The organism is Sinorhizobium sp. Y406 (assembly GCF_058732025.1).
The window spans coordinates 66,320-93,203 of record NZ_CM178974.1 but is presented as its reverse complement, the minus strand read 5'-3'; the positions used below and the strand labels follow the sequence as shown (position 1 = coordinate 93,203).

Below are 26,884 nucleotides of genomic sequence, written 5' to 3'. Positions count from 1 at the left end.
CTCCCTGTTTCCGAGACCGGCCCATTCGCGGAGATCCGCCGACAGGCCGGCAGTTTCCCCCGGAACAGCCGCGGCAGCAAGACGGTTTTACCCTTTGACAACGATTGAGGTAACGTCGATGAAGCGCACGAAATCCCATATGCCGATCGCCAACTCGTGCGTTGTCGCGGCAGCCGCCTTCATTGTGGCGGTGGCGCCGGCGCGTGCCAACGATCTCTCCGTGTCCGAGCTATGCGACAAGGAGGCAGGCAGCGAAGTCGATCGCGAGCGCAATCCGGCCTTTCCGCCCGTCGCCTCCGAGGATATCCGCATCGGGATCGCGCTGTCCGCCTGCCGCGAAGCCTATAATCAGCAGGGTGGCCCGCGCATGCAGTTCCAACTGGCCCGTGTTCTCGAGCGGGCCGGGGAAAAGCTGAAGTCGCTTGGCATTCTCGGAGAGGCCGCAGAAAACGGCCACTCGCTCGCCATGGTCAATTACGGTGTCCGGCTTGCGGAACGCGGCGATCCGGAGGCGGCTCTCGAGTTTTACAGGCGTGCTGCCGCCGCAGGAAACAGCCTTGCCGCCTACCATCTCGGTATCGCCTACCGCGAGGGCATCGGTACGACCGTCGATGAGGCGCTAGCGGCGCAGTGGTTGACCCAGGCCGGAGGCGGCCAAACGCTCAGCGCGCATCGGAGCGCGGAGGGCGGCGTGGTTCGCGCCGCCCACCTGGGAAGGAACGGCCGCCTCAATTGACGGAAGAGGCGAATCCGGCAGATCGGCTGCCGTCTCAGCATCACATAAGATGCGTTCCGTGCGAGGGCAACGGCATTCCGACCCGTTCGGGGTCGTGCTACAGCGCCGCGCGCCATTCTTGGACGCGCGAAGGTCGCTGTAACTCGTTGAATCTGCGCATCGAGCTTTCCGAAAATCGGTTCCGGTTTTCGGGCCGATGCGCTAGGCTGGCGTCATGACCACCGCCATTTCTGCCGCACAGAATTTCGACTGCCAGAGCTGCGGCGCATGCTGCGCCTATTCGGCCGATTGGCCGCGATTTTCGCTGGAGACGGAGGCGGAACTCGACCGCATTCCGGCGCAATTCGTCGCGTCCGATCTCGGCGGAATGCGCTGCGTCAACGATCGCTGCACGGCACTCGCCGGCACCCTTGGAAAGTCGGTCGGCTGCGCCATCTATGCCGTTCGGCCGATCGTCTGCCGGACATGCATGCCCGGCGACGAAGAATGCCTGATGGCGCGCGAGCGCCTGTTCGGGAGCGCCGCTTGAGGAACAAATATACGGGCATTCCCGATATACTCCGTACATTGCCCGGCATGTTTTGCCATCTCTAGTGATATAAACCAAGAACGATGGAATTTGGCGGATAGATGTTCGGCTTGAGAAGGCGTATCTTCTAGCCACGAAATCGCGGGGTGCCAGCCGCCCTGCGCGCCCGGTGTGAAGGACCGCATCCAATGAGCCAAACGCATCTTCAGACATCAGCCCCGGCGAACGAATCCGCCCCCGCTCCCTTTGCCGACTTCGCGCCGCCGATCCGGCCGCAGAGCACGCTTCGCCGGGCGATCACCGCCGCCTATCGCCGGCCGGAGCCGGAATGCCTGCCGCCACTCGTCGAGGCGGCCACATTGCCGCCGGAGACGCGGGCAGCCGCCGCGAAAACAGCCCGAAAGCTGGTCGAGGCGCTGCGGGCCAAGCATTCGGGCTCGGGCGTCGAAGGCCTGGTGCAGGAATATTCGCTTTCAAGCCAGGAGGGCGTCGCGCTGATGTGCCTGGCGGAGGCGCTATTGCGCATTCCCGACACGGCTACGCGCGATGCGCTGATCCGCGACAAGATTTCCGACGGCGACTGGAAAGCGCATCTCGGCGGCGGCCGCTCGCTGTTCGTCAACGCCGCCACCTGGGGTCTTGTCGTCACCGGCAAGCTGACCTCGACCGTCAACGACCGCAGCCTTTCAGCGGCGCTGACGCGGCTCATCGCCCGATGCGGCGAACCGGTGATCCGTCGCGGCGTCGACATGGCAATGCGGATGATGGGCGAACAGTTCGTCACCGGCGAGACGATCAAGGAAGCACTGCAGCGCTCGAAGGAACTTGAGAGGAAGGGCTTCACCTATTCCTATGACATGCTCGGCGAAGCCGCGACCACGGCCGCCGATGCGGAGCGCTATTACAAGGACTACGAGGCCGCCATCCATGCGATCGGCAAGGCGTCCGCCGGCCGCGGCATCTATGAGGGCCCCGGCATTTCGATCAAGCTCTCCGCGCTGCACCCGCGTTACGCGCGAGCGCAGGCGGCGCGTGTGATGAGCGAGCTGCTGCCGCGGGTGAAGGCGCTCGCCGCGCTCGCCAAACAATATGACATCGGCTTCAACATCGATGCCGAGGAAGCGGATCGGCTCGAACTGTCGCTCGACCTCCTCGAAGAGCTCTGCATGGACGCCGATCTTGCCGGTTGGAACGGCATGGGCTTCGTCGTGCAGGCCTATGGCAAACGCTGCCCCTTCGTGCTCGACTACATCATCGATCTTGCGCGGCGCTCCGGCCGGCGCATGATGGTGAGACTCGTCAAGGGTGCCTATTGGGATGCCGAGATCAAGCGGGCGCAGATCGACGGTCTTGAGGATTTCCCGGTCTTCACGCGTAAGATCCACACCGACGTTTCCTATGTCGCCTGCGCCCGCAAGCTGCTTCAGGCCACCGACGTGATCTTCCCGCAATTTGCAACCCACAATGCCCAGACGCTTGCCACGATCCACCACATGGCGGGCACGGACTTTCGCGTCGGCACTTACGAGTTCCAGTGCCTGCACGGCATGGGCGAGCCGCTTTACGAGGAGGTCGTCGGTCCGGACAAGCTCAACAGGCCCTGCCGTATCTACGCGCCCGTGGGCACGCATGAGACGCTGCTTGCCTATCTCGTGCGTCGCCTGCTCGAAAACGGCGCCAATTCCTCCTTCGTCCACCGCATCGCCGATCCGAAGGTCTCCATCAGCGAGCTCATCGCCGATCCGGTGGAGCTCGTCCGTGCCATGCCGGTCGTCGGCGCCAAACACGACAAGATCGCGCTGCCCGCCCGGCTCTTCGGCGAGTCGCGCACGAATTCCGCCGGGCTCGACCTCTCCAACGAGGCGACGCTCGCGTCGCTGACGGAGATGTTGAAGGCAAGCGCCGCCGTCAATTGGGCCGCCGCGCCGCAGCTTGCCACAGGCGCGGCTTCGGGCGAGACCCGGGCTATCTCCAATCCCGGCGACCATCGCGACGTGGTCGGCTCGGTGACCGAGACCTCGGACGCGGATGCACGGCGGGCGGCCCAGCTTGCCTCGGAAGCGGCGCCAGGCTGGGCGGCGGTCTCTCCGACGGAACGGGCGGCCTGCCTAGACCGGGCCGCCGATCTCATGCAGGCGCGGATGCCGACGCTTCTGGGCCTCATCATGCGCGAGGCCGGCAAATCGCTGCCCAACGCCATTGCCGAGGTGCGCGAGGCGATCGATTTCCTGCGCTATTATGCCGAACAGACGCGCCGCACGCTTGGCCCTGCCCACGCACCGCTCGGGCCCATCGTCTGCATCAGCCCCTGGAACTTCCCGCTGGCGATCTTCACAGGCCAGATTGCCGCCGCTCTCGTGACGGGGAACCCGGTACTCGCCAAGCCGGCGGAAGAGACGCCGCTGATCGCCGCCGAGGGCGTCCGCATCCTGCATGAGGCCGGCGTCCTGGCGGGCGCGCTGCAGCTTCTCACCGGCGACGGCCGTGTCGGCGCGGCGCTCGTCGGCGCACCGGAGATCGCCGGCGTGATGTTCACCGGCTCGACCGAGGTTGCGCGGCTGATCCAGGCGCAACTCGCCGAAAGGCTCTCGCCGGCCGGCCGGCCGATCCCGCTGATCGCCGAGACCGGCGGCCAGAATGCGATGATCGTGGACTCCTCCGCCCTTGCCGAGCAGGTCGTCGGCGACGTGATCGCATCGGCCTTCGACAGCGCCGGCCAGCGTTGCTCGGCGCTGCGCGTGCTCTGCCTGCAGGAGGACGTCGCCGACCGCATTCTGACGATGCTGAAAGGGGCGCTGCACGAGTTGGAGATCGGCCGCACCGACCGGCTTTCCGTGGATGTCGGTCCGGTAATCACCGCGGAGGCCAAGGCGGGCATCGAAAAGCATATCGACGGGATGCGCCGGCTCGGCCGCAAGGTGGAGCAGATCGGTCTTGCCGCGGAGACCGGCCACGGCACCTTTGTGCCGCCGACCATCATCGAGCTCGAGAAGATGTCCGACCTCAAACGCGAGGTCTTCGGACCCGTGCTGCACGTCATCCGCTATCGCCGCGAGGATATCGACCGGCTGATCGACGATATCAACGCCACCGGCTACGGCCTCACCTTCGGTCTGCATACGCGCCTGGACGAAACCATCGCCCATGTCACCGACCGCATCAAGGCGGGCAACCGCTATGTCAACCGCAACATCATCGGCGCGGTCGTGGGCGTGCAGCCCTTCGGCGGCCGCGGCCTTTCCGGCACGGGGCCAAAGGCCGGCGGCCCGCTCTATCTCGGGCGGCTGGTGACGAGCCCGCCGGTGCCGCCGCAGCACAGCTCCGTGCATACGGATCCGGTTCTGCGCGATTTCGCCAAATGGCTCGACGGCAAGGGCGCGGCGGCGGAGGCCGAAGCCGCACGCAATGCCGGCAGCAATTCGGCCTTGGGCCTCGACGTGGAACTGCCCGGTCCGGTCGGCGAGCGCAACCTCTATGCGCTCCATCCGCGCGGGCGTATCCTCACTGTTCCGGCGACCGAGAGCGGCCTTTACCATCAGCTCGCCGCGGCGCTTGCCACCGGCAACAGCGTCGTCGTCGACGCCGGCTCGGGCCTGCAATCCTCGCTCGCAGGCTTGCCGCACAGCGTCGCCGCCCGTGTCTCCTGGTCGAATGATTGGGCGGCCGACGGCCCCTTCGCCGGCGCGCTGGTCGAAGGGGATGGCGAACGCATCCGTGCGGTCAACAAGGCCCTCGCCGCCCTGCCCGGCCCATTGCTCCTCGTCCAGGCGGCGTCGAGCGAGGTAGTCACCCGCAATCCGGACGCCTATTGCCTGAACTGGCTGGTCGAGGAGGTTTCCACGTCGATCAATACGGCGGCCGCCGGCGGCAATGCGAGCCTGATGGCAATCGGGTGATCGCACCGCGATTTCTCCAGAATGCCTTTCTCGATCCTCTCCCCGCATGCGATCGCATGCGGGGTGTCACGGCTGCGAGGTGGGGCAAATCAATGCCCTGCTGGCGCGCCCTCTCCCAATCCGCTATCACCGCCAAAACACGGAAAAGCGGATGTTCACGCTCCGGCGCATCGAGACCTCGACACAGGAAATCAAGAAGAGCCGCTTTCTCGCGATCGCCGGCCCCATTGAGGACGAGTCATCGGCAAGGGCCTTCCTTGCAGCCCATTCCGCCCCCGCCGCCAACCACAATTGCTGGGCCTGGCGACTCGGACAGTCCTATCGCTTCAGCGACGACGGCGAGCCGAGCGGTACGGCGGGCAAGCCGATCCTTGCCGCGATCGACGGGCAGAAGCTCGATCGGGTCGCGGTCCTCGTCACACGCTGGTTCGGCGGCATCCTGCTCGGCAGCGGCGGGCTGATGCGCGCCTATGGCGGCACCGCCGCACTCTGCCTCAAAACGGCCGAGAGGATCGAACTCGTGGACAGGCAAGGCGCGACGGTCGCCTGTGACTTCTCCGACCTGGCGCTGATAAAGGCGCGACTTGCCAGCCGCGGCGTCACGGTTACCACAGAGAGCTTCACGGACACCGGAGCCGTGCTCACGATCGAGATGCGAAAAGATCTGGTGGACGACGTGCTGGCGCTCGTCACCGATCTCAGCCGCGGCAAGGCGATCGTCTCACTGGAGAACTAAGCGGCTTTTCATCGGCACCATTCTCGTCGCAGATCATCTTACAGTATTTTCCGGCAGCCGCCGCAGGACGCTTTGCGTTGGATTCCCGAACGGGATGCCGTTTCCGTCGCCAATCCCGATGCGCTGAGGCCGCCATTGCCGACCTTTACGAGCGGCTGATCAAGGTTCATGGTCGTCAGCGGTGATGAAAATCGGAGCCGCATCGACAGCCGCTGCCGAGAGGCAGAGTGGGCGCGTGGTGACCGGCGCCAGGACTGCAACCATGAGCGAGGCCTTCGATCTCGAACGATTCCTCGAAGCGCAAGAGGGCGTATACGACATTGCGCTGGCGGAACTTCGGGCCGGTGCCAAGAGAAGCCACTGGATGTGGTTCATCTTTCCGCAGATCCAGGGCCTCGGCCATTCGCCGACAGCACAATATTACGCGCTCTCGAGCATGGACGAGGCCATCGCCTATCTGCGGCACCCGCTTCTCGGCCGCCGTATCCTGGAGTGCACCGAAGCGGTCAACGCCCTCAAGGGACGCGGCGCCCTCGAGATCTTCGGCAGGCCGGACGATCTCAAATTTCGCTCGTCGATGACCCTTTTCGAGGCCGCAGCCCCGACCGTCGGCGCCTTCGCCCGGGCACTGGAGCGCTATTTCGAAGGAATACGGGATGCCCGGACGATCGACATCCTTGCCGGAAAATGAGGCCGCCCCCTGCGACGCAGCGACGTCTGCGAGACAACGAACGGGGCCGATGCCGCTGGCGCATCTATCCGTGGATCCGATAACTCCCGACCAACCCAGCGCCGGCGTTCCGACCCATTCATCGTTGACTTCCAGGGCGATCAGGGCAGAATGGTTGCACGCGTCGCGACTTATCAGAAGGGGCGACTAAGATGACGATCGCTAAGAAACTCCAGGACTATATCGACAGCGAAGGGGTCAGCTACGACACCGTCGCGCATCACCGTACCGCAACATCGAGCCAGACCGCCGAGGCCGCCCATGTTCCGGGCAGCAGGCTGGCCAAGTCCGTGGTCGTGCACCACGAAATGGGCTATGTACTGGCCGTCGTTCCCGCCTCGCATCGCGTCGAGCTCTCGACGTTGCAGGACGTCATGAACAGGCGCTTGGGCCTCGCCTCAGAGGATGAGGTCAGTTCGCTTTTCTCCGACTGCGAAATCGGCGCGGTGCCGCCGATCGGATCGGCCTATGGTGTACCGGTCATACTCGACGAAAGCCTCGACCGGGCGAGCGATGTCTATTTCGAAGGCGGCGATCACCGGACGCTGGTGCATATGAGCGGCACCAATTTCCGCAACCTGATGAAGGATGCGCAAGTCGCCCGCTTCAGCCATCCATCGGTCTGACGCGGAACAGGCGGGATCTATTGCACCACCTCTTCCGATCGACATCGATCCGGGAAGAGGTGGAGAGCGGCCTTTGTGACAAAGCGCAAGGCAGCCAGCACCCTTTGGCGAATTTCGTGCACGCTTGAAGAAGAGTGGCGCACCGGAGAGGATGAAGCTGGGCACTGCCATGCCATTGTGGGGACGCCATGATTGGGCTGTCACGAGCGCCTTTGGTCAATCCCGGACGGGGAAGCAACAATAGACCCGTGTTTGCGGAGACCGGTTAAGGACGTCCTGCGCCGGGTCAACCTTCCGAAGGGTCCGCGCCTGTCTCGATCGATTGAATCAGTCCGCCCCGGTTCGTTTCGTAGGCACGCACGAACGCCTCCGGCGCCGCAGTTTGCGGATCGTGCTTGGCGCCCCAATAAGCCAATTCGACGAGAACGGGGAGGAGCGCGCGGCCCTTCGGAGTGGGTGCGTAGCGGATCTGCCGGCTGTCACTGACAACACGCTCGGCAGTGTCCGGGGCGGCTGCTTGTGCGGTGCTGTCCGATTCGAGAGCCGAGCGGCGATGCAACTGGTGGGCCATTGTTATTGCACCGATTGTCGCAGATCGAGCGGCACCGCGCATAGCATACACGCGATGGTGCCTGAGACGGCGTTCACGGTCACCGGCAAACTGACCTTCTACGACCGCTCCGCTGACAGCGGCAATCTCGTAAGCCGTGGATTTTGCGGCACCTGCGGTTCTCCGCTGCTGTCGAAGAATTCTGCCATGCCAGGAATGGTGTTCGTCCGGGCGTCTGCGCTCGATGATCCTGAAATCGCCAAGCCGCAGATGATCGTTTATGCCAGTCGGGCACCATCATGGGACAGGTTGGACCCGACCTTGCCTGCTTTCGCAACGATCCCAGAGGAGCGGTGCTAGCGAAGCCGTGAACAAGAGCGGCGGGTCACGATGACAATCGCGACGGCCATGCTGTTCATCGGTGCGCTTGCTCTTGGGTTTGTCGGACAGTTCCCGAAGACGCGATGACCGCTAGCTAAGATAGGGGACATCTACGGTGCGTTGGCCTTCGCCAGAATGAACGCAGCCGTTAACAGCGGGCCAAGGTGCCCATCTTTGTTCTGGCATGCTGGAGAAATGGCGCACCCGAAGAGATTCGAACTCCTGACCCCCAGATTCGTAGTCTGGTGCTCTATCCAGCTGAGCTACGGGTGCGTGTCTTGGAAGCGGTGACCACCGCTTGCGTGGCGATCCTCTAAAGCGTCCTTTCGGGGATTGCAAGCACCTTTCGGGAAAAATTTCATTTTGCGACGGTCAGGCTCGCGCATCCCGGCGCCTTTACCGGGTCCGGCAAAGCCGAGGCTCAAGAGCGTCCTTTCGCGCGGAATGCGTCGAGGCGGACGGGGCGGTCCGGCAACTCTATGCGGAAGAGCGTGCCGGGTGTCGGCTTCTCCACGAGCGCGATCGTACCGCCATGGGCGAGCACCAATTCGCGGGCAATTGCAAGGCCGAGCCCCGTGCCGCCGGAGCGGGCCGAGCCGCGAAAGGCGGCGAACAGGTTTTCGCGAGCCCTTGCCGGCATGCCGGGCCCCGTATCGTCGATCGAGATCGTCACCACGCTGCCCGTTCGGACCGCCGAAACGCAGATCGCCCGACCGCGCCCATCCTCCGGCTCGTGGTTCGCCAGCGCTTCGACCGCATTGCGGCAGATATTGTGGATGACCCGGAAAAGCTGCTCGCTGTCCGCATCCACCATAACGTCGTCGCGAACCTGGTTTTGGAATTCGATGCCGCTTTGGCCATCGATCGCCAGGAGTTCCGAGACATCGTCGACGAGCGGGCGAAGCGCGACGAAGCGACGGCGCGGCTCTGCTTCCGCGGTGCGTCCATAGGAAAGGACTTCCTGCGTGTAGCCGACCGCGCGGTCGATGGTCCTCAGCAATGTCGGTGCAAAACGCTTCACGACCGGATCATCGACATCGGCAAGCCGGTCCGATATCAACTGCGCCGAGGACAGGATGTTGCGCATGTCGTGATTGATCTTCGAAACGGCCAGGCCGAGTTCGGCGAGGCTTTTCTGCTGCTTCAAAGTTCTCTGCAACTCGCGCTGCATGCTGGCGAGGTGCTGGCCGGCGACCGCCAGTTCGTCCCCGCCCTCGGGCGGTACGAGGATGCGTTCGGGGTTCGATGGCTCGCCGGAGAATTCCTGCATGCTCGTCGTCAGGCGCCTGATCGGCAGTATCAGCATGCGGTTGATCGCGAGAAAGATCAGCGATGCCGTGATCAGCGAGATGACGATCGACAGCAGGAAAACGTTGCGCGAATAAACGAGCATCGCCTTGCGCAGGCCCGCATCCTTCATCACCAGTTCAATGGTCGCATCGCTTTCGCCGAGCGGTCCATAGACACGCATGATGCGATGGCCGCCGAAAAGCAGCGTGTCGAAAGCGTCGCGCACCGCGCCGAGCGCCGTGAGATTGGCGATGTCGTATTCGCCGTCGACTTGAGGCGGCATATCCACGCTGGCGATCATCCGCGACGCATCCTTGCGTCGGATGACGATCGCCTTGGTGCCGGTTGCCATCAACGTCTCGCGCTGCACGGCGCGCGGCAGCTCGATGTTCTGCAAACCGTCGACGACGACGGCCGCGGCCGCGACGGTGTTCAGCCGATCCTCAAGCCAGCGGATACGCATATTGGCGACGGAGGGCACGAAGATCAGCACTTCCGCGAGCATGACGAAGGCGACCGTCAGCAGAAGCAGCTTGCCGGAGAGCCCGCGCAGAAAACCGACGGCCGCGCGGGGCGGCGCCGTCGCATTCTCGTGGCGTGCCTCTTCTATCATGCTTGAAGAATTTCCCTGCCGTCAGCCGAAGCGCCGCAAGATGCGGATTGCGGTGCGGACGAAGCGATTTCGTGCCATGGGAGAATAATAGGAGATCGCTGCCTGTTTTCCAATCTCGGAAAGGGTGGGATAGGGTGCTACATGGTCGCGGAAGCTCTTGAGCGTCAAACGGTTGGCAATGGCAAGGGCCCAGATGTCGATCATTTCCCCCGCCCCTGCCCCGGCGATGCCGGCGCCGAGAATCCGTCCGCGTCGGCCGATCACCAGCTTCATCTGTCCGCATCCAAGGCCATCGATGCGAACACGGTCATTGGCTGAATAATCGCAGCGAACGACGTCAACGCTTCCGGACTTCTCCCGCGCCTCCTCTTCCGTCAGGCCGGCATGGGCGAGCTCCGGATCAGTGAAGGTGACCCGCGGTATCATGGCGCGGATCTCTCGTGCCGGCAGCCGGAAGAGGATCTGTTGCAGGACAAGCCGCGCATGGTAGCCGGCGGCATGGGTGAATTGCTGGCCGCCAGCCGCATCGCCGATCGCATACACCCGAGGGTTGCTGGTGCGCAGATTCGCGCCGATTTCGATGCGCGCGGCATCATGCCGAATGCCCGCGGCGGCGAGATTGAGCGAATCGTGATTGGCAGTGCGGCCGGTCGCGAGCAAAAGGTGGTTGCCTTTGATATCGAGGCTTCCGCTTTGATCTTCGCAGCGCAAAATTACGCCGTCCTCGCTGCTCGTCACGGAATGGATCGTCGTTCGCTGGTGGAGGACGACACCCTCGGCGCGCAGCGCGTCGAGCACGATCGCCTTCAGTTCCGGATCTTCCTTCGCGAGCGCCGTAGCGCCCTCGATGACGGTCACGCGCGCACCCAGCCGGCAATAGGCCTGCGCCATCTCCAGTCCCACCGGGCCGGCGCCGATGACGATTAGATGGCGGGGTACCTGTTCCAGCTCGAACAGCGTCTCGTTGGTGAGGAATGGCGTCTCCGCGAGACCCGTAATCGCGGGAATGGCGGGCGAGGAACCCGTGGCGATGACGAAGCGCCGGGCCCGGACGAGGCAGTCGCCGGCCGCCAGAGTCCGCTCGTCGACGAACCGCGCCGTCTCCGTAATCACCTCGACGCCGAGGCTCGTGAACCGCTCGACGGAATCATGCGGTGCAATGTCTGCGATGACCCGGCTGATCCGGTCCTTGAGCCGTTCGTTATCGCCGACCGGCTCCGCGGCAACGAGACCGAACGCTCCGGCCTTGCGGATGGCCTGCGCATGTTTCGCCGTCGCGATCAGCGCCTTGGAGGGCACACAGCCGTAATTCAGGCAGTCGCCGCCCATCTTGCCGTGCTCGATGAGAACGACCGGCACGCCGAAGGCGGCCGCGCCCGCGGCCACGGAAAGGCCGGCGGCGCCGCCGCCGATCACGCAAATGTCCGGTTTGAGTATCCTTGCCACGCTCCATGCCCCACGTCAGTTTTCCCTCCGGCGCAGCTGTATTCGCCTGTAGACGAGAGGCAGCGCCGCAATCAGCGCCAGCGCGAGAAGCGCCAGAGAAATGTGTCGTGTCGCGAAATCCGACGGAGACAACGCGCGCGCGCCTGCCGCCGCATGGGCGATCACCTCGTCAAGACCGCAGCCGAGCCAGGCATAGGCGAAGGTGCCGGGCACGATGCCGAGAAGGGTCGCCGCGGCAAAGGTGCGCAGCTTCACGTCGAAGAAGGCCGGCGCGATATTGACGATGAAGAAGGGAAAAACCGGCACGAGGCGCAGGATCAGCAGGTAATGGAAGGCATCGCGGCGAAAGCCGGCGGCAAGGCGCTCGATGAAGCGCCCGGCGCGCCGTCGCAGCAGGTCTCTCAGGGCTCCGCGTGCCGCCACAAACAGAAGGCAGGCCCCCAGGGAAGCGGCGGCGATCGCGATGACGCTTCCAAGAAGGCAGCCGAACAGAAAGCCGGCGGTAATCGTCAGCACCGATGCCGCGGGAATCGAGAAGACCACAACGATGACATAGACGGAAAAGAAGGTGAGCGCCGATCGAACAGGATAGGCGCCGACATAGGCGCTGAGCGCCTCGCTGTGGTCGACCAACGCCGACAGCGTCAAGTATCGCGGGAGGCCCAGTGTATAGCAGGCCACTCCGCCAGCGACGAGCAGCGCAAACGGCGCGAAGCGCCACGGCGAGCGACCGCCGCCGGCTTCGCCGCCAGTCCGGCTCGGCGATGCGTTCACGGAGGCTTCGTCTTCCGCGCCGTCGCTCAGTTCAGGGCCCATTTCGGTTTTGCCTTCGGCGAGGTCCGCCCGCCATGAATGGAAGCGGATGAATGATCCGTACCCTCGAAGACAGCGCGAACGGGCGGGCGGAACAAGTCACTTTGCCGTGAGACGGCGGAAGCGGCCGGTCCTGTGGATCGGCGGCTCCGGCAAATCGAAGAGACGCGAGGCCAGCCGATCAGAACTGCTGCCCTTGGTCGCGGCCGACGGCGTCCAACCACCGCCGAAAGCACGCGCCACCGTTCCCATTATCCGGCCAAGCGGCGACAAAAGGGGTCAGTCCGTTTCGCCGGCCAGGAAGATGTTCTCGATCCGCAAGATCCGAGGCGCTTCCGGTGTCTTGCGCCGCCGGCAGAAGCCGATGCCAGTCAGCCGGGGCGCATCGTCGGCCACCGGCGGGAATTGACTTTGCCGGGCTTTTGTCCCTATAAGCCGCCACGTTCGGTCATACCGCCCCGGGGCGGAGCTATGCCCGTAACGTAAACGCTCCTTGCATAATGCAAACTCAAGAAGGGCCGCACACCGCGGTATTTAAATAAATGAAGCGTACCTACCAACCGTCCAAGCTTGTTCGCAAGCGCCGTCACGGCTTCCGTGCACGTATGGCTACCAAGGGTGGCCGCAAGGTTCTCGGAGCCCGCCGGGCCCGTGGCCGCAAGCGTCTCTCGGCCTGAGCCGAGCCTGCCCGAATCCACATGTGCGGGCATATGACAGACAGACACAAGCTTCCTGTCGGACGGCTGAAAAGCCGTCCGCAGTTTTTGGCCGTCAGGGCTGGAGAAAGTCGCAAAGGGCCGATGTTCCTCCTCGAAGTGCTCGACAGGGATGATCCGGAAGCGCAGCCCCGTGTCGGCTTTACCGTCACCAAGAAACACGGCAACGCCGTCGAGCGCAATCGTATGCGTCGACGGTTAAAGGAAGCCGTGCGGCTTACCGCCGGGTTTGCAATGAAACCCGGACACGACTATGTGATTGTCGCCCGACGCGATCTCCTGAATGCTCCTTTTGACGCATTGACTCGGGCGCTCGAGGATCGCATCGAAAGCAAGCCGAAACCGAAACGGCCGCCAGCCGGTTCCAGGAAAGCATGATGGAAAACAACCGCAATTATTTCGTGGCGATTGCCCTGTCCGTACTGATCCTCGTTGCTTGGCAGTTCTTCTATGTCAATCCGAGGATCGAGAAGGACCGCATTGCCGCGGAACAGGCGCAGCAGCAGGCGCAGCAGATTGAAGCTCAGCAGGGCGGCCAGCAGGCGGCACCGGGACAAGCCCTGCCCGGCGGCGCCATTCCGGGCGCTGGCGAAAGCCGCGAACAGGCGGTCGCCAAGTCCGCGCGCATTGCGATCGACACGCCTGCCCTTGCCGGCTCCATCAACCTGACCGGCGCACGCTTCGACGACCTGAAGCTCAAGGGCTATCGTGAAACCGTCGATCCGAAGAGCCCGATCATCACGCTCTTCAGCCCTGCTGAAACGGCGGACGGCTACTTCACCGAACTCGGCTACATCGGCAGCGACGCGACGGGAGCGGTACCCGGACCGCAGACGGTCTGGACGCTCTCCCGCGGCGACAAGCTGACACCCGCGACGCCGGTAACGCTCACCTATACGAATGATAAGGGCGTCACCTTCGCCCGGACGATCTCGGTCGACGATCGCTACATGTTCGAGGTGGTCGACAGCATCAAAAACGACAGCGCCGCGCCGATCTCGCTTTCCTCCTACGGCCGCATCACCCGCTTCAACAAGCCGGCGACGCCGAGCATCTATGTCCTGCACGAGGGATTCGTCGGCGTAACCGGCGACAGTCTGCGGGAGGTCGACTATTCGGACGCCGAGGACGAAACCACCATCGAGCCCGGCAAGTCGACAGGCGGCTGGCTCGGCATCACCGACAAGTACTGGGCAGCCACGATCGTCCCACCACAGGAGACGCCCTTCGACACGCGTTTCTCGCATTTCACGGACGGCCGGGCCCGCTACCAGAGCGACTATAAGAGCGATACGATCACCGTCGCTGGAGGCCAGTCGGCAGAGGTCAAAAACCTCGTCTTTGCGGGCGCCAAGGAAGTCCCGGTCGTCGACAATTACGAAGTCGCCTATTCGATCCCGAATTTCGACAAGCTGATCGACTGGGGCTGGTTCTACTTCATCACAAAGCCGATGTTCAAGATGATGGACTTCTTCTTCCGTCTTTTCGGCAATTTCGGCATCGCGATCCTGATCACCACGATCGTGGTCAAGCTGATCTTCTTCCCTCTCGCCAACAAGCAATATGCCTCGATGGCGAATATGAAGAAGGTCCAGCCGAAGATGGAGGAACTGAAGAAGAAGTTCGGCGACGACCGCATGGGGCTGCAGCAGGCGATGATGCAGCTCTACAAGGATGAGAAGATCAATCCTCTGGCGGGTTGCTGGCCGATCCTCATCCAGATTCCGGTGTTCTTCGCGCTCTACAAGGTGATCTATGTCACCATCGAGATGCGCCATGCACCTTTCTTCGGCTGGATCCAGGACCTTTCCGCGCCGGATCCGACGACGATCTTCAACCTCTTCGGACTGCTGCCTTACGACGTGCCTGTCTTCCTGCATCTCGGCGTCTGGCCGATCCTGATGGGCATCACCATGTTCCTGCAGATGCGCATGAACCCGACGCCTCCGGACCCGACCCAGGCAATGCTGTTCACCTGGATGCCGGTGGTATTCACCTTCATGCTGGCGTCGTTCCCCGCCGGACTGGTGATCTATTGGGCCTGGAATAACCTGCTGTCGATCATCCAGCAGTCGATCATCATGAAGCGCCAAGGCGTGAGGATCGAGCTCTTCGACAATCTGAAGTCGCTGTTTTCGAAGAGACCCAAGCCGGCGGAATAGCCGGCAGCCCACTTCGCCTCGAAGCCCCGGAACGAAAGTCATCCGGGGCTTTTTTGTCCTGCCGGCGCGCTCTGTCCGAAACCATGCGAGCGGCCCGCCACGCTTGACAAGCGGCGCCAAAAGCCTGATCCCGACTGGGCAATAAGGAATGTCTGGACATGACCGAAAACAGCAACCGGAACGTCGCCGCCACCTTCGGTCGGCCGTGGATATTCATCCGCGGCGTTCCGTCGATGAAATTCCTGCCGCCCGAGGGTCCGACGGAGATCGCCTTTGCCGGCCGCTCCAACGTCGGCAAGTCGTCGCTGATCAATGCGCTCGTCGGCCAGAAGGGACTTGCGCGTACCTCCAACACGCCGGGACGCACGCAGGAGCTCAACTATTTCGTGCCGGATGGCTATTCCGGAGAGGCCGGCGACCTCCCGCCGATCGCACTCGTCGACATGCCAGGCTACGGCTATGCCCAGGCGCCCAAGGAACAGGTCGACGCCTGGACAAAACTCGTCTTCGATTATCTGCGCGGTCGTGCGACGCTGAAGCGCGTCTATGTGCTGATCGATGCCCGCCACGGCATTAAGAAGAACGACGAGGAGGTATTGTCGCTTCTCGACAAGGCGGCGGTCTCCTACCAGATCGTGCTCACCAAGACCGACAAGATCAAGGCAGCCGGGGTGCCGCCGCTCGTCGCCGAAACGCTCGAAAAGATCAAGAAGCGTCCGGCCGCCTATCCGGAGGTGCTGTCGACATCCTCGGAGAAAGGCGCCGGCATAGAGGAGCTGCGCGCCGCGATCGATCTTGCCGTCGCGCGCTGACCGGGTCGCCCGACACCTGAAGCATTCCGGACATCTTCACTGGCCCTAGAGCCGCCCTATCTCCGGCTGGCGACGTTGATTCGTCGTCTCAAGAGCAGGAGGAAGAGATGTCCGATTTGATCGTCATAGGATTCGATTCGACGGAAGAGGCCGACAAGGTTCTCTTGAAGCTCAGCAGCCTCAGGAAGGAATATCTGATCGACCTCGAAGATGCGGTCGTCGTCGTGCGCGACGCCGACGGCAAAGTACATCTTAAGCAGAGCTTCAACCTCACGGCCGCCGGGGCAACATCGGGCCTTCTTTCCGGCTCGCTCTGGGGTGGACTCGTCGGGCTGCTGTTCCTGAACCCCCTCGCCGGCTTTGCGATCGGCGGCGCGCTCGGCGCCGGTGCCGGCGCCCTCTCCGGATCGCTTGTCGACTACGGCATCGACGACAACTTCATCAAGTCGCTCGGCAATACCATCCCGAACAATTCCTCGGCTCTTTTCATTCTGGTGCGCAAGGTGCAGCCGGAAAAAGTGCTTGCAGAATTGTCTGGGCTGCGCGGCCGCGTCCTCAAGACATCGCTTTCGCCGGAGCAGGAACAGAAGCTGCAGGCGGCACTCATGGACGCGCAGACGCCGTCGCCGCAGCCGGGCACTTTTTGAAAACGCGGCTAAGTCAGCGATAACGCACGGTCCCGCGGGCAATGACCGCGCCGCTGGGCGAGCCGGTCGGCGATCCGCCGGGCGGCTCGACACTGACGGCGAGTGTGGCGCCCGAGGTGACCTTGCCGCGGTCGCCCGACGACAGCGGGATTTCCCCTTCGCCGGATTGTGGCAGCACGCCAAGCGAGACCGCCGGGGCAGTGCCTCTGATCAACCAGAGTTCCAGAGCCTTTTCTTCCGTCTGACTGGCGGCAACCGGGGTCACCATCAGGCGTCCGGATGCGGGATCGAAGCGTGCGACAAGGTCGATGGCGTTGCCTTCTCCGGAAAGGTCAGCCACCAGCGACGCTCCGCCCGTACCCCCGCCGAAAAGGCCGACCGAGGAGGCGGCAAGAACAACGACTGCGGCGAGCGATGCAAGCGCGAGGCTGCGCCAGAGAGGCAGCGACTGCCACAGACCGGGCGGGCGCTGTGGCGTGTCGACTATCGCCTGCTCGCCCGGTGCCGATCCGCGCACGGAACAGGCGACCTGTTCGTAGGCGTCGTCGAAGGAAGCGAGATTATTCTGCCAGCGGATGACCATGGCCGCAAAATCACTATCCGAGGCCATGCGCGCCTCGACCTTCCGGCGGTCTTCGTCGGATAGAACGCCCAGCACGTATTCCCCCGCGATTACTTCATCGCGGCGGGAATCCCCGCTTTCGGGCTTCTGCGTCGTCATCGCTCCATGCACTCTCTCGATATCCGGAGGCCGTGCCCGATTTTCCGCATGCAAGGCAGGATCAGTCAAATCATGAGCCCCGTCAATCGTGTTCCAATGGGATTTCGGCTGATCTCGATTCGAGGTCTCGACCCCCGCCCGCAGGCAGGCAATGGTGCTGGCAGGCGCCATTCCACGGCCGTCATTACGGCGTTATGTTGCGCCGGGATCATTCCATCCGCCATAAGTTTGCGCTAAACAGCAGCCGGTTTGTTTCGAGGGTCCGCCATGTCCGCATCAGAAAGTGAAATCCAGGCACGCCTGCTCGCGCAGGCCCTGCCCTATATGCAGCGCTACGAGAACAAGACGATCGTCGTGAAGTATGGCGGGCATGCGATGGGCAATCCCGAACTCGGCCGGGCCTTCGCCAGCGACGTCGCGCTCTTGAAGCAGTCCGGCGTCAATCCGATCGTCGTCCATGGGGGCGGTCCCCAGATCGGTGCCATGCTGAACAAGATGGGCATCGAATCGAAATTCGAAGGCGGGCTTCGCGTCACCGATCAGAAGACCGTCGAGATCGTCGAAATGGTGCTTGCGGGCTCGATCAACAAGGAGATCGTCGCGCTGATCAACCAGACCGGCGAATGGGCGATCGGCCTTTGCGGCAAGGACGGCAACATGGTCTTTGCGGAAAAGGCCAAGAAGACCATCCGCGATCCGGACTCGAACATCGAGCGCGTGCTCGATCTCGGCTTCGTCGGCGACGTGGTCGAAGTGGACCGTACACTGCTCGATCTGCTCGCACGCTCCGAGATGATCCCGGTCATCGCGCCGGTCGCCCCCGGCCGCGACGGCCATACCTACAACATCAATGCCGATACCTTCGCCGGCGCAATCGCCGGCGCACTAAACGCGACGCGCCTTCTGTTCCTGACGGATGTGCCCGGCGTTCTCAACAGGAACGGCGAGCTCATCAAGGAGCTCTCGGTCGCCGAAGCGCGCGGACTGATCGCCGACGGCACGATATCCGGCGGCATGATTCCGAAGGTCGAGACCTGCATCGACGCGATCAAGGCCGGCGTGCAGGGCGTGGTCATCCTCAACGGCAAGACCGCACACGCCGTACTCCTGGAAATCTTCACCGAACGCGGCGCCGGCACGCTGATCGTGCCGTAGCAGGGCGCCGCTTCGGCATCGGCTGCAGGATCTAGGGTCAGGACCTATAAAATTCGCCTGGGGAATCAGTCTATTTTCCTCCACCCCCATAGACCTTCTCCGCCTCTGCGCGCAGCCAGGCGACCATCGCCCGATAGGGGAACGGACCGTAGCTGATGCGGCCGACGCCGGCGGCGGCGAGCGTGGAAACGTCCGGCGCGTCGGGCTTCATCATCACGTTCACCGGCAGCGGGGAGGCCGCGCACAGCCGGCCGATCAGGTCGGCATCGGCCAGTCCCGGCGCGAAGAAGCCGCTGGCGCCCGCGCCTGCATAGGCCCTGGCGCGGGTGATCGCCTCGTTGATGAGATCCCCGTGGCGGGTCTCGTCGCTTTCCTTCAGGAAGAGATCGGTGCGGGCGTTGATGAACAGCGAAACGCTCTGGCGCTCCGCCATTTCGCGAATGGCGCGGATCCTTGCAACCTGCCTGTCGGTCGGATGGATGCCGCTTTTGCCGACGATCTGATCCTCGAAATTGATGCCGATAACACCGGCATCGATAAGCTGTGCGACATTGGCGGCCCCCTGCGCCGGATCTTCCGAATAGGCGCCTTCGAAGTCCACCGAAAGCGGGAGATCGGTCGCGGCGAGGATTTCGCGGGCGACCTCGACCAGCAGCGGGAGCGGTATCTTCTGCCCATCGGAAAAGCCATGGGCTGCCGCGACCGACCAGCTTCCGGTCGCCAGCGCTTTGGCGCCCGCTTCGGCCACACAGCGGGCGCTGCCCGCATCCCAGATATTGTAGAGAATGATCGGGTCACCCTTGCGGTGGAGCGCTGCAAAGGCAAGCGCCCTTTCCTCCTGTGTCATCACATATCCTCCTGAACCACGAGTAAAAACTGGCGCGATAGAGTCCGGCTACCATTTGCCCCGTACGATGATCGCCAAGGCCGCCGTTCGGCAGATCATACGGCTTTGTAGCATCCTGCACGTGTGCCGTCCGCCGAAATTCGGGCATCCATTTTCCTGAATCCGGCCGCTCAGAGCACGAGCAGCGTCACCACGCCGAGCACGATAAGCAGGCAGCCGATCAGTTCGAGCCGGGTGATCCATTCGCGGAAGACGAAGAAGGACGAGGCGAAGGTGAAGAGCATCTCCACCTGGGCCACCACTTTGACCATCGCCGCCTGTTGCAAGGTCATTGCCGAAAACCAGCCGAACGATGCCGATGCGCCTACGAAACCGACGAGAGCCGCGGGCTTCCATGCGCCGCGAATGCGGCCGAGTTCGTCCGGTTCCCGCAGGACGATCCAGGCCAGCATCGCGAGCGTCTGCAGCAGGATGACGAAACTCAAGGTAAAGCCTGCCTGCATCAGGTAGTCGGGAGCGGGCAGGCTCGGCGCCAGCGCCAGCGATGCGGAGCGGTAGGAGACGGCGGAGAGCCCGAACAAAGTGCCGGAGAGCAGACCAGTCCCCGCGGTGCGACTGAAGACCGAGGTTAGTAGGGACCGGATGCTCAAAGTGGTGCGAGCAACGGAAATGAGCATAACGCCGACGACGGAAATGGCGATCGCAACGACTGCGCCGGGGCTCGCTTTCTCGCCCAGGAAGAGCAGGCCGAACAGGGCAGCCTGCGCCGGCTCCGTACGGGAATAGGCGGTGCCGACAGCGAAGTTGCGGAAGGAGAACAGGTGGACGAGCAGGAATGTGGCCGCGATCTGCGCCAGTCCGCCAATGGTCGCCCAGAGAAGAAACGTGCCGCCCGGCACCGGCAAGGCATGCCCCGACCGGTAGAGAAAGGCCAGGTAGAAAAGCGCGAAGGGCAGGCCGAAGCCGAAGCGTACGAAAGTGGCGCCCGTCGTTCCCATGACGCCCTTTAAGTGTTTCTGCATGGCGGAGCGGACATTCTGGAGGAATGCCGCGGCGATGGTGATGAGAACCCAGGTTTCCATATAGGCGGGCTAGCACGAGCGGGGGCGGCAATCCATCTCCAGCCATTGGTGGCGAAAAAAGAATTCCGTTTTCCTTCGCTCGCCGGCCATGCCATAAGGCGGCGATGAAGAAGCTCGATCGCCTGCCCACCCGTGCCGAATTCTCCCATGTCACCGACTGGGTCTTCGATCTCGACAACACGCTCTATCCGCACCACGTCAATCTCTTCGCCCAGATCGACCGCAACATGACGGCTTACGTGGCAGAACTGCTGTCGCTCGATCCGGCGGAGGCGAAGAAGCTGCAGAAGGCCTATTACCGCGATCACGGCACCACGCTTCAGGGGCTGATGATCCATCACGGCGTCGATCCGAACGACTTTCTCGAGCGGGCACACGCGATCGACTACAGCGTGGTTCCCGCGGATCCGGCGCTTGGCGAGGCGATCCGGGCCTTGCCCGGGCGCAAGTTCATCTTCACCAACGGCAGCACCGCCCATGCGGAGATGACGGCGCGCGCCCTCGGCATTCTCGATCATTTCGATGAAATCTTCGATATCGTCGCCGCCGATTTCGTCCCGAAGCCCGCCGGCGACACCTATGACAAGTTCATGAGCCTGCATCGGGTGGATACCCGGAACGCGGTGATGTTCGAGGACCTGCCACGCAACCTGGTCGTCCCGAAGGCACTTGGCATGAAGACCGTGCTGCTGGTGCCGCGCAATCTCGAATATGAATTCGTCGAAGCGTGGGAGACGTCGAGCGACGCGGATGAGCAGATCGACTACGTCACCGAGGATCTGACGGGCTTCCTCAGCCGCGTCGTTGCGACCGTGTAAAGAGTAAGCCGGAGAAGCTGCCGCTCCAGCCGTCTGGCCTGGCTTGCAACGTCAGGTGATTCCACCTGACTGCAAGATGCTCTATCGCCGGCCCGATGCCATGGGCATCGACTTCGGGTCAACCGTCTCGTAGAAGCGCACGATGACGTCCCAGGCCTCTTCCGCAGTTTCGACGAAGTGGACGAGATCGATATCGTTCGGCGCGATCGTGCCGAAATCCGCCAGAGCCTGGAAATTGATGATCGAGCGCCAGAATTTTTCGCCGAAGAGCAGGAGCGGCACGAGCGCCAGGCGCCCCGTCTGCATCAGCGTCACCGTCTCGAACAGTTCGTCGAGCGTGCCGAAGCCGCCCGGGAAAACTGCGACGGCCCTGGCGCGCAGCAGGAAGTGCATCTTGCGGATGGCGAAGTAGTGGAAATTGAACGATAGTTCGGGCGTAACGTAGCTGTTCGGCGCCTGCTCGTGCGGCAGCACGATATTGAAGCCGATCGACGGGGCGCCGGCGTCGGCCGCGCCGCGGTTTCCCGCCTCCATGACGCCCGGGCCGCCGCCGGTCACCACGACATACTCCTTGTGGCCGAGCTTGGCCGACTGCTCCGAGCAGAGCCGGGCAAACTTGCGCGCCTCGGTGTAATAGACAGACGCCGCCTCCAGATTCTTGCGCTGCGTTTCGTTCTTGGCCGCCCAGGCAGGGCCGCCGGGTTCGGGAATCCGCGCGCCTCCGAACATGACGATGGTAGAGTTGATGCCGCGCTCCGCGAGCATCATCTCCGTCTTCAATAGTTCGAGCTGCAGACGTACCGGGCGCAATTCCTCACGGCACAGGAAATCGTCGTCGACATAGGCGAGACGATAGGTCGGCGAAGCGGATTGCGCCGTGAGCGGGACCGTGGAGGCGCGTTGCCTGCTTTGCTGGCTGTCCGCCAGCGGATCCCAGACCCCGCCTCTGCGGCGAAGGCTTCGCTTTTTCATGCGTCCCATGTTTCGCCTTTCCCGTCGCGTTCCGGATAGCCGACATCTCGTCCGGACACGCCCTCATAAATCTCCTCAGCCATAAGTGGGTCTCTCTGCCGGAAACGGGGAGGCTTGCCAAGTCCCCCAGTGGAAGAGAGTGGAGGAGCGGCGTAAAAGGTCCTCAACTTTCTGCCCGAGGCGATGGGAACATACGTCTTTCTGCCGTGTGTCGCTCGCGACGCCCCACTGGATTGCCATTCCATTTCCGTCCTTGAATCGATTCCGATTTCGGGATTTATGCAGTAGAGCTTGCTGGACAACCGCTGACCAATAAGGAATTCCGATGACGAACCACGACCTCGCCTCCCTATCGCAGACGATCGAGACCGCCTTCGAAGATCGCGAGGCCGTCAACACCGGCACGCGCGGGGTGATCCGCAACGCGGTGGAAACGGCGCTCAATCTGCTCGACAGCGGCAAGGTGCGTGTGGCCGAGCGGGGCGAAGACGGCACCTGGACGGTCAATCAGTGGCTCAAGAAAGCCGTTCTGCTGTCTTTTCGGCTGAACCCGATGGAACTCGTCAAGGGCGGTCCGGGCGACTCGGTCTGGTGGGACAAGGTTCCCTCGAAGTTCGACGGCTGGAGCGTCAACGAATTTGAGAAGGCCGGCTTTCGCGCCGTGCCGAACTGTGTCGTCCGCCGTTCCGCCTATATCGCGCCGAACGCAGTCCTGATGCCCTCCTTCGTCAATCTCGGCGCCTACGTCGGTGAAGGGACGATGGTGGACACCTGGGCGACCGTCGGCTCCTGCGCCCAGATCGGCAAGAACGTGCATCTTTCGGGCGGCGTCGGCATCGGCGGCGTGCTCGAGCCGATGCAGGCCGGTCCGACCATCATCGAGGACAATTGCTTCATCGGTGCCCGCTCCGAGGTTGTCGAAGGCTGCATCGTCCGTGAAGGCTCGGTACTCGGCATGGGCGTCTTCATCGGCAAGTCGACCAAAATCGTCGACCGCGCCACGGGCGAAGTGATGTACGGCGAAGTGCCGCCCTATTCCGTGGTCGTCGCAGGCTCCATGCCCTCGGGCTCGACCATGGCCAACGGCCAGCCGGCCCCGAACCTCTATTGCGCCGTCATCGTCAAGCGGGTCGATGAGAAGACCCGTTCGAAGACCGGCATCAACGAACTTCTCCGGGACTGATGATGGCGGAGGAGGGGCGGCAGCCGAGTATGACCTGGCTGTTCTTCAGCCCCTCCGGCCGGATCGGCCGCCTGCCGTTCTTGCTCTCCTGGCTTTTCTGGCTCTTCACGGGCGGTTTCCTGCTGGCGCAGGTCTTGAAATATGAGGGCCAGGACGCGGCTCTGACGCTCTGGACGCTGGCGCTGGTCGCTTCCGGATTCCTGTCGACCGTCTCGCTGGTCATGCTGGCGATCAAACGTCTGCACGATATCGGCTATCCCGGCCCGCTGGCGCTCTGCCTCTTCATTCCGGTCTTGAGCCCGATCGTCTTCATCGCCCTCTGTCTTTGGCCGGGCTCCCAGGGCGCCAACGAGTTCGGCGGGGACCGAAACGCCCCCAGACGTTAGCCCCTGTACATTCGTGCTGCCAGCGCGTATGTAGCGGCCCAATTGAACTGGCCGCGACGTGTTGGCCGCGGCAATCGACGCCTGATGACGACCTGTTCAAGGGCTCGCTCGTCTCTCGGCGCGAAGACCGAAATCCGAAAGACGAGACATGAAAGAATTCGAAGGGATCGCGCCGGCGATCGCCGAGGCGTTGGCAAAACGCGGTTACGAAACGCTGACGCCCGTCCAACAGGCAATGCTCGACCCGGCGATCGAGGGCAGCGATGTCCTGGTTTCCGCCCGGACCGGATCCGGCAAAACCGTTGCCTTCGGCCTGGCGATGGCCCCGACCCTGCTTGACGAGGCGAAGCAGTTCGGCGGGCCGGCTGCACCGCTGGCGCTCGTCATCGCACCGACGCGCGAATTGGCGCTGCAGGTCAAGCGCGAGCTCGAATGGCTCTATGCGCCGGCGGGCGCAACGATCGCCTCCTGCGTCGGCGGCATGGATATCCGCAGCGAGCGGCGGGCGCTTGAGCGCGGCGCGCATATCGTCGTCGGGACGCCCGGCCGGCTCTGCGACCACATCCGCCGCGACTCTCTCGACATTTCGGCTCTGCGGGCCGTGGTTCTGGACGAGGCCGACGAGATGCTCGATCTCGGCTTCCGCGAAGATCTGGAGTTTATCCTCGAGGCGGCGCCGGCCGAGCGGCGGACGCTGATGTTCTCCGCGACCGTGCCGCGCGCGATCGCGACGCTCGCCAAAAACTACCAGCGCGACGCCGTGCGCATCGGCATCGCTTCGGAAGAGAAGCAGCATGGCGACATCGAGTATCGGTCCCTTCTCGTCGTCCCGAGCGACCGCGAGAACGCCATCATCAACGTGCTGCGCTTTTACGAGGCGCGCAACGCAATCGTCTTCTGTTCGACACGCGCTGCGGTCAACCATCTGACGGCCCGCTTCAACAATCGCGGTTTCTCGGTGGTGGCCCTTTCGGGGGAACTCAGCCAGAACGAGCGTACCCATGCGCTCCAGGCGATGCGTGACGGACGCGCCCGCGTCTGCATCGCGACCGATGTCGCCGCGCGCGGCATCGACCTGCCGGGGCTCGAACTCGTCATCCATGCCGACCTGCCGACCAACCCGGATACGCTGCTGCATCGCAGCGGTCGTACCGGCCGGGCGGGGCAAAAGGGCGTGAGCGCGCTGATCGTACCGGTCAACGCACGCCGGCGGGCGGAGCGGCTGCTCGAAAGCGCACGCATCACCGCAACCTGGGCGAAACCGCCCTCGGCCGACGAGGTGACGCGACGCGACGAGGAGCGCCTTCTTGCCGATGCCGCCTTCGACGAGCCATTGCGCGACGACGAACGGGCAATCGTGCAGGCGCTGATCGAGCGTCAGGGTGCGGAAAGACTGGCTGCCGCTTTCCTGCGCCAGTTCCGCGCCCGACGGTCTGCACCGGAGGACCTCTCGGAAGTGTCCCTCGCCGACGATCGCCGGAAAACCAGGCAGGACGGTCCTTTTTCGCTGCGCGACGACGCGGCGCCGGTTCGGCCGGATTTCCCCGACGGCCGCTGGTTCGCGCTTTCGGTCGGACGCAAGCAGAACGCCGAGCCGCGCTGGCTGATCCCCATGCTTTGCCGCCAGGGCGGGCTTTCCAAGCGCCAGATCGGCGCGATCCGCCTGCAGCCGCAGGAGACCTTTGTCGAACTGTCGGCGGACGGCGCGGAAAGTTTGCTGGAGGCAATCGGCCCCGGTCGCACACTGGAAAAGAGCATCCGCGTCACACCGCTGACAGGCACGCCGGACTTCTCTCGGCCATCGTCGGACAAGGCGGAGTTCACAAGAAAACGGCCTCCACGGGTGGAGCGCGAAGCGTCAGAGTTCAAGCCGGGGCACAAAGGCAAAAAGAACCCGGGGCAGGAGATCCGCCCAGAGAGGCCCGGAGAGACACTGCCTGGCAAGAAGAAATCCTATCCGGGCGCCCAAAAAGAGCGCGGCGGCTTCAAGCCAAAATCCAAACCCAACAAGCCGCAGCAGCGATAGGCCGGTTTGATTCAGCCCTCCATCTGCGCCTGCGCCACTGCCTTCACTACCCAATCGGCGAAGACACGCAGGCGGCTGCTCAGGTGCCGGTTCGGCGGATAGACGAGATAGATGGGCGTCGGGTCGATCTCCCAATCGGGGAGCACCGGGATGAGAGTGCCGGCGCGGAGATCGCCGCGCACCATGAATAGCGGCGCCTGGATGATGCCAAGGCCTGCGCGGGCGGCGGCGAGATAGCTCGTCGATTCGTTGGCGGCCACGACATAACGGCCGTTTACTTCGATCTCTTCATTGCCTCGGCGGAAATGGAACGGCATCTGCCGCCCCGTCTTCGGCAGGAAATAGCCGACGACATAGCAATTCTTCTCGAGATCGGTCGGATGTCCGGGCATCGCGTGCCGGCCGAGAAAATCCGGCGAAGCGCAAGATATGAACTTCATTTCCGTGATGCGGCGGGCAATCAGCGACTGGTCCGTCAGCGTGCCGGCACGGATGGCGCAGTCGACATTCTCCGCGAGATAATCGACGGTACGGTCGGAAACGCCGAGATCGATCTGGATATCCGGATATTTCCTGTGAAATTCGGGTAGCGCCGGGATGATGATCAGGTTGGCAAAGGCGCTCGCCGTTTCTACCCGCAGCCGCCCCTTGGGCAGTCTTTGCGCAGTCGACAGGCTGCCGTCCAGTTCGTCGAGGTCGGAGAGGAGGCGGGCGGCGCGTTCGTAGTAGAGAGCGCCGTCTGGCGTCACCAGCACCCGCCGGGTCGTGCGGTTCAGAAGCTTGGTGCGCAGATGCGCCTCCAGGCCCTGGATCAGATTGGTGACTGTTGCTTTAGGCATGTTGAGGGAGGCGGAAGCGCGAGTGAAATTACCGGTTTCCACCACCCGTAGAAACACGCGCATGGCCGTGAGCTGATCCATTTCAACAACCGAATTGTTCGAAATACCGAATAGTGTAGTCGAATTCTACGGACTATTCCAAACGAAAGACAATGGTATGATTGGAATATCG

At 63.3% G+C, this 26,884-nt stretch carries 25 protein-coding genes, 1 tRNA gene and 1 pseudogene; 17 read left to right on the top strand and 10 right to left on the bottom strand.

Features of this window, described 5'->3' with window-relative positions; all coding sequences use genetic code 11:
- Positions 1-139 precede the first annotated feature (139 nt).
- The 6 genes and pseudogenes from AC4P1R_RS00435 to AC4P1R_RS00410 form a co-directional block, all read left to right on the top strand.
- Positions 140-643 (top strand): annotated as a pseudogene (locus tag AC4P1R_RS00435) (SEL1-like repeat protein); the annotation flags it as partial.
- A 307-nt stretch (positions 644-950) separates the two neighbouring features.
- Entirely contained in the window at positions 951-1,265 is a 315-nt protein-coding gene (locus tag AC4P1R_RS00430) for a YkgJ family cysteine cluster protein (RefSeq protein WP_069459621.1), read from the top strand.
- 188 nt (positions 1,266-1,453) lie between these two features.
- Positions 1,454-5,161, top strand: coding sequence for a trifunctional transcriptional regulator/proline dehydrogenase/L-glutamate gamma-semialdehyde dehydrogenase (putA, locus tag AC4P1R_RS00425; protein ID WP_225191326.1), 3,708 nt, complete (start codon positions 1,454-1,456; stop codon positions 5,159-5,161).
- A gap of 151 nt (positions 5,162-5,312) precedes the next feature.
- Complete coding sequence (locus AC4P1R_RS00420; protein WP_069459623.1) at positions 5,313-5,897, top strand: IMPACT family protein; 585 nt, start codon at positions 5,313-5,315, stop codon at positions 5,895-5,897.
- Between the two features lie 262 nt (positions 5,898-6,159).
- Positions 6,160-6,588 (top strand): DUF1810 domain-containing protein, encoded by a 429-nt coding sequence (locus tag AC4P1R_RS00415; protein ID WP_069460004.1) that lies wholly within the window; start codon positions 6,160-6,162, stop codon positions 6,586-6,588.
- 191 nt (positions 6,589-6,779) lie between these two features.
- Positions 6,780-7,253: an aminoacyl-tRNA deacylase gene (locus AC4P1R_RS00410; protein WP_069459624.1), complete on the top strand. Its 474-nt coding sequence runs from the start codon at positions 6,780-6,782 to the stop codon at positions 7,251-7,253.
- A gap of 286 nt (positions 7,254-7,539) precedes the next feature.
- On the opposite strand, the gene AC4P1R_RS00405 is transcribed toward AC4P1R_RS00410, so the two are convergent.
- Positions 7,540-7,824 carry a hypothetical protein gene (locus AC4P1R_RS00405; protein WP_131820489.1) on the bottom strand — a complete coding sequence of 95 codons (285 nt, stop codon included), beginning with the start codon at positions 7,822-7,824 and terminating at the stop codon, positions 7,540-7,542.
- Here AC4P1R_RS00405 and AC4P1R_RS00400 point away from each other — a divergent pair.
- A complete protein-coding gene (locus AC4P1R_RS00400) occupies positions 7,807-8,163 on the top strand; it encodes a GFA family protein (RefSeq protein WP_083265373.1) in 357 nt (118 codons plus the stop codon). The two genes, AC4P1R_RS00405 and AC4P1R_RS00400, sit on opposite strands and share 18 nt — an antisense overlap.
- A 217-nt stretch (positions 8,164-8,380) precedes the next feature.
- Here the strand turns inward: AC4P1R_RS00400 and AC4P1R_RS00395 are convergent.
- From AC4P1R_RS00395 to AC4P1R_RS00380, 4 genes are all read right to left on the bottom strand, one after another.
- Positions 8,381-8,457, bottom strand: a tRNA-Arg gene (locus AC4P1R_RS00395).
- A gap of 148 nt (positions 8,458-8,605) precedes the next feature.
- Positions 8,606-10,087 carry a sensor histidine kinase gene (locus tag AC4P1R_RS00390; protein ID WP_069459625.1) on the bottom strand — a complete coding sequence of 494 codons (1,482 nt, stop codon included), beginning with the start codon at positions 10,085-10,087 and terminating at the stop codon, positions 8,606-8,608.
- Between the two features lie 21 nt (positions 10,088-10,108).
- A complete protein-coding gene (locus AC4P1R_RS00385) occupies positions 10,109-11,533 on the bottom strand; it encodes an FAD-dependent oxidoreductase (protein ID WP_225191325.1) in 1,425 nt (474 codons plus the stop codon).
- A 15-nt stretch (positions 11,534-11,548) separates the two neighbouring features.
- Positions 11,549-12,349 carry a TVP38/TMEM64 family protein gene (locus AC4P1R_RS00380; protein ID WP_225191324.1) on the bottom strand — a complete coding sequence of 267 codons (801 nt, stop codon included), beginning with the start codon at positions 12,347-12,349 and terminating at the stop codon, positions 11,549-11,551.
- Between the two features lie 539 nt (positions 12,350-12,888).
- Here AC4P1R_RS00380 and rpmH point away from each other — a divergent pair.
- The 5 genes from rpmH to AC4P1R_RS00355 all read left to right on the top strand — a co-directional run bounded on the left by rpmH (position 12,889) and on the right by AC4P1R_RS00355 (position 16,683).
- Entirely contained in the window at positions 12,889-13,023 is a 135-nt protein-coding gene (gene rpmH, locus AC4P1R_RS00375; protein ID WP_083265374.1) for a 50S ribosomal protein L34, read from the top strand.
- Between the two features lie 21 nt (positions 13,024-13,044).
- The gene (gene rnpA / locus AC4P1R_RS00370; protein WP_069459627.1) at positions 13,045-13,440 is read left to right on the top strand and encodes a ribonuclease P protein component; all 396 of its coding nucleotides are present in this window, start codon (positions 13,045-13,047) and stop codon (positions 13,438-13,440) included.
- Positions 13,440-15,224 (top strand): membrane protein insertase YidC, encoded by a 1,785-nt coding sequence (gene yidC / locus AC4P1R_RS00365; RefSeq protein ID WP_225191323.1) that lies wholly within the window; start codon positions 13,440-13,442, stop codon positions 15,222-15,224. Before rnpA ends, yidC begins: the two co-directional genes overlap by 1 nt.
- Positions 15,225-15,382: 158 nt before the next feature.
- Entirely contained in the window at positions 15,383-16,036 is a 654-nt protein-coding gene (gene yihA / locus AC4P1R_RS00360; protein ID WP_225191322.1) for a ribosome biogenesis GTP-binding protein YihA/YsxC, read from the top strand.
- A 107-nt stretch (positions 16,037-16,143) separates the two neighbouring features.
- The gene (locus tag AC4P1R_RS00355; RefSeq protein WP_069459630.1) at positions 16,144-16,683 is read left to right on the top strand and encodes a DUF1269 domain-containing protein; all 540 of its coding nucleotides are present in this window, start codon (positions 16,144-16,146) and stop codon (positions 16,681-16,683) included.
- 13 nt (positions 16,684-16,696) lie between these two features.
- Here the strand turns inward: AC4P1R_RS00355 and AC4P1R_RS00350 are convergent, their stop codons facing one another.
- The gene (locus tag AC4P1R_RS00350) at positions 16,697-17,404 is read right to left on the bottom strand and encodes an anti-sigma factor (protein WP_492177277.1); all 708 of its coding nucleotides are present in this window, start codon (positions 17,402-17,404) and stop codon (positions 16,697-16,699) included.
- A gap of 267 nt (positions 17,405-17,671) precedes the next feature.
- Between AC4P1R_RS00350 and argB the strand changes: the two genes are divergently transcribed.
- Positions 17,672-18,559, top strand: coding sequence for an acetylglutamate kinase (gene argB, locus AC4P1R_RS00345; protein ID WP_069459632.1), 888 nt, complete (start codon positions 17,672-17,674; stop codon positions 18,557-18,559).
- Positions 18,560-18,629: 70 nt separating this feature from the next.
- Here argB and AC4P1R_RS00340 read toward each other — a convergent pair whose 3' ends face one another.
- The gene (locus AC4P1R_RS00340; protein WP_069459633.1) at positions 18,630-19,406 is read right to left on the bottom strand and encodes an isocitrate lyase/PEP mutase family protein; all 777 of its coding nucleotides are present in this window, start codon (positions 19,404-19,406) and stop codon (positions 18,630-18,632) included.
- Positions 19,407-19,576: 170 nt separating this feature from the next.
- Positions 19,577-20,488 (bottom strand): EamA family transporter, encoded by a 912-nt coding sequence (locus AC4P1R_RS00335; RefSeq protein WP_069459634.1) that lies wholly within the window; start codon positions 20,486-20,488, stop codon positions 19,577-19,579.
- A 104-nt stretch (positions 20,489-20,592) separates the two neighbouring features.
- Between AC4P1R_RS00335 and AC4P1R_RS00330 the strand changes: the two genes are divergently transcribed.
- Complete coding sequence (locus AC4P1R_RS00330) at positions 20,593-21,306, top strand: pyrimidine 5'-nucleotidase (RefSeq protein ID WP_106407885.1); 714 nt, start codon at positions 20,593-20,595, stop codon at positions 21,304-21,306.
- Between the two features lie 81 nt (positions 21,307-21,387).
- Here AC4P1R_RS00330 and AC4P1R_RS00325 read toward each other — a convergent pair whose 3' ends face one another.
- On the bottom strand, positions 21,388-22,287 hold the full coding sequence (locus AC4P1R_RS00325; protein WP_069459636.1) for an LOG family protein: 900 nt from the start codon (positions 22,285-22,287) through the stop codon (positions 21,388-21,390).
- A 316-nt stretch (positions 22,288-22,603) separates the two neighbouring features.
- Between AC4P1R_RS00325 and dapD the strand changes: the two genes are divergently transcribed.
- The 3 genes from dapD to AC4P1R_RS00310 all read left to right on the top strand — a co-directional run bounded on the left by dapD (position 22,604) and on the right by AC4P1R_RS00310 (position 25,873).
- Positions 22,604-23,461, top strand: coding sequence for a 2,3,4,5-tetrahydropyridine-2,6-dicarboxylate N-succinyltransferase (dapD, locus tag AC4P1R_RS00320; RefSeq protein ID WP_069459637.1), 858 nt, complete (start codon positions 22,604-22,606; stop codon positions 23,459-23,461).
- Between the two features lie 2 nt (positions 23,462-23,463).
- Positions 23,464-23,847 carry a DUF805 domain-containing protein gene (locus AC4P1R_RS00315; protein ID WP_069460007.1) on the top strand — a complete coding sequence of 128 codons (384 nt, stop codon included), beginning with the start codon at positions 23,464-23,466 and terminating at the stop codon, positions 23,845-23,847.
- Between the two features lie 148 nt (positions 23,848-23,995).
- Positions 23,996-25,873, top strand: a complete 1,878-nt coding sequence (locus AC4P1R_RS00310) for a DEAD/DEAH box helicase (protein WP_225191320.1) — start codon at positions 23,996-23,998, stop codon at positions 25,871-25,873.
- 11 nt (positions 25,874-25,884) lie between these two features.
- Here the strand turns inward: AC4P1R_RS00310 and AC4P1R_RS00305 are convergent, their stop codons facing one another.
- Positions 25,885-26,793: a LysR family transcriptional regulator gene (locus AC4P1R_RS00305; protein ID WP_151610763.1), complete on the bottom strand. Its 909-nt coding sequence runs from the start codon at positions 26,791-26,793 to the stop codon at positions 25,885-25,887.
- Between the last annotated feature and the right edge of the window lie 91 nt (positions 26,794-26,884).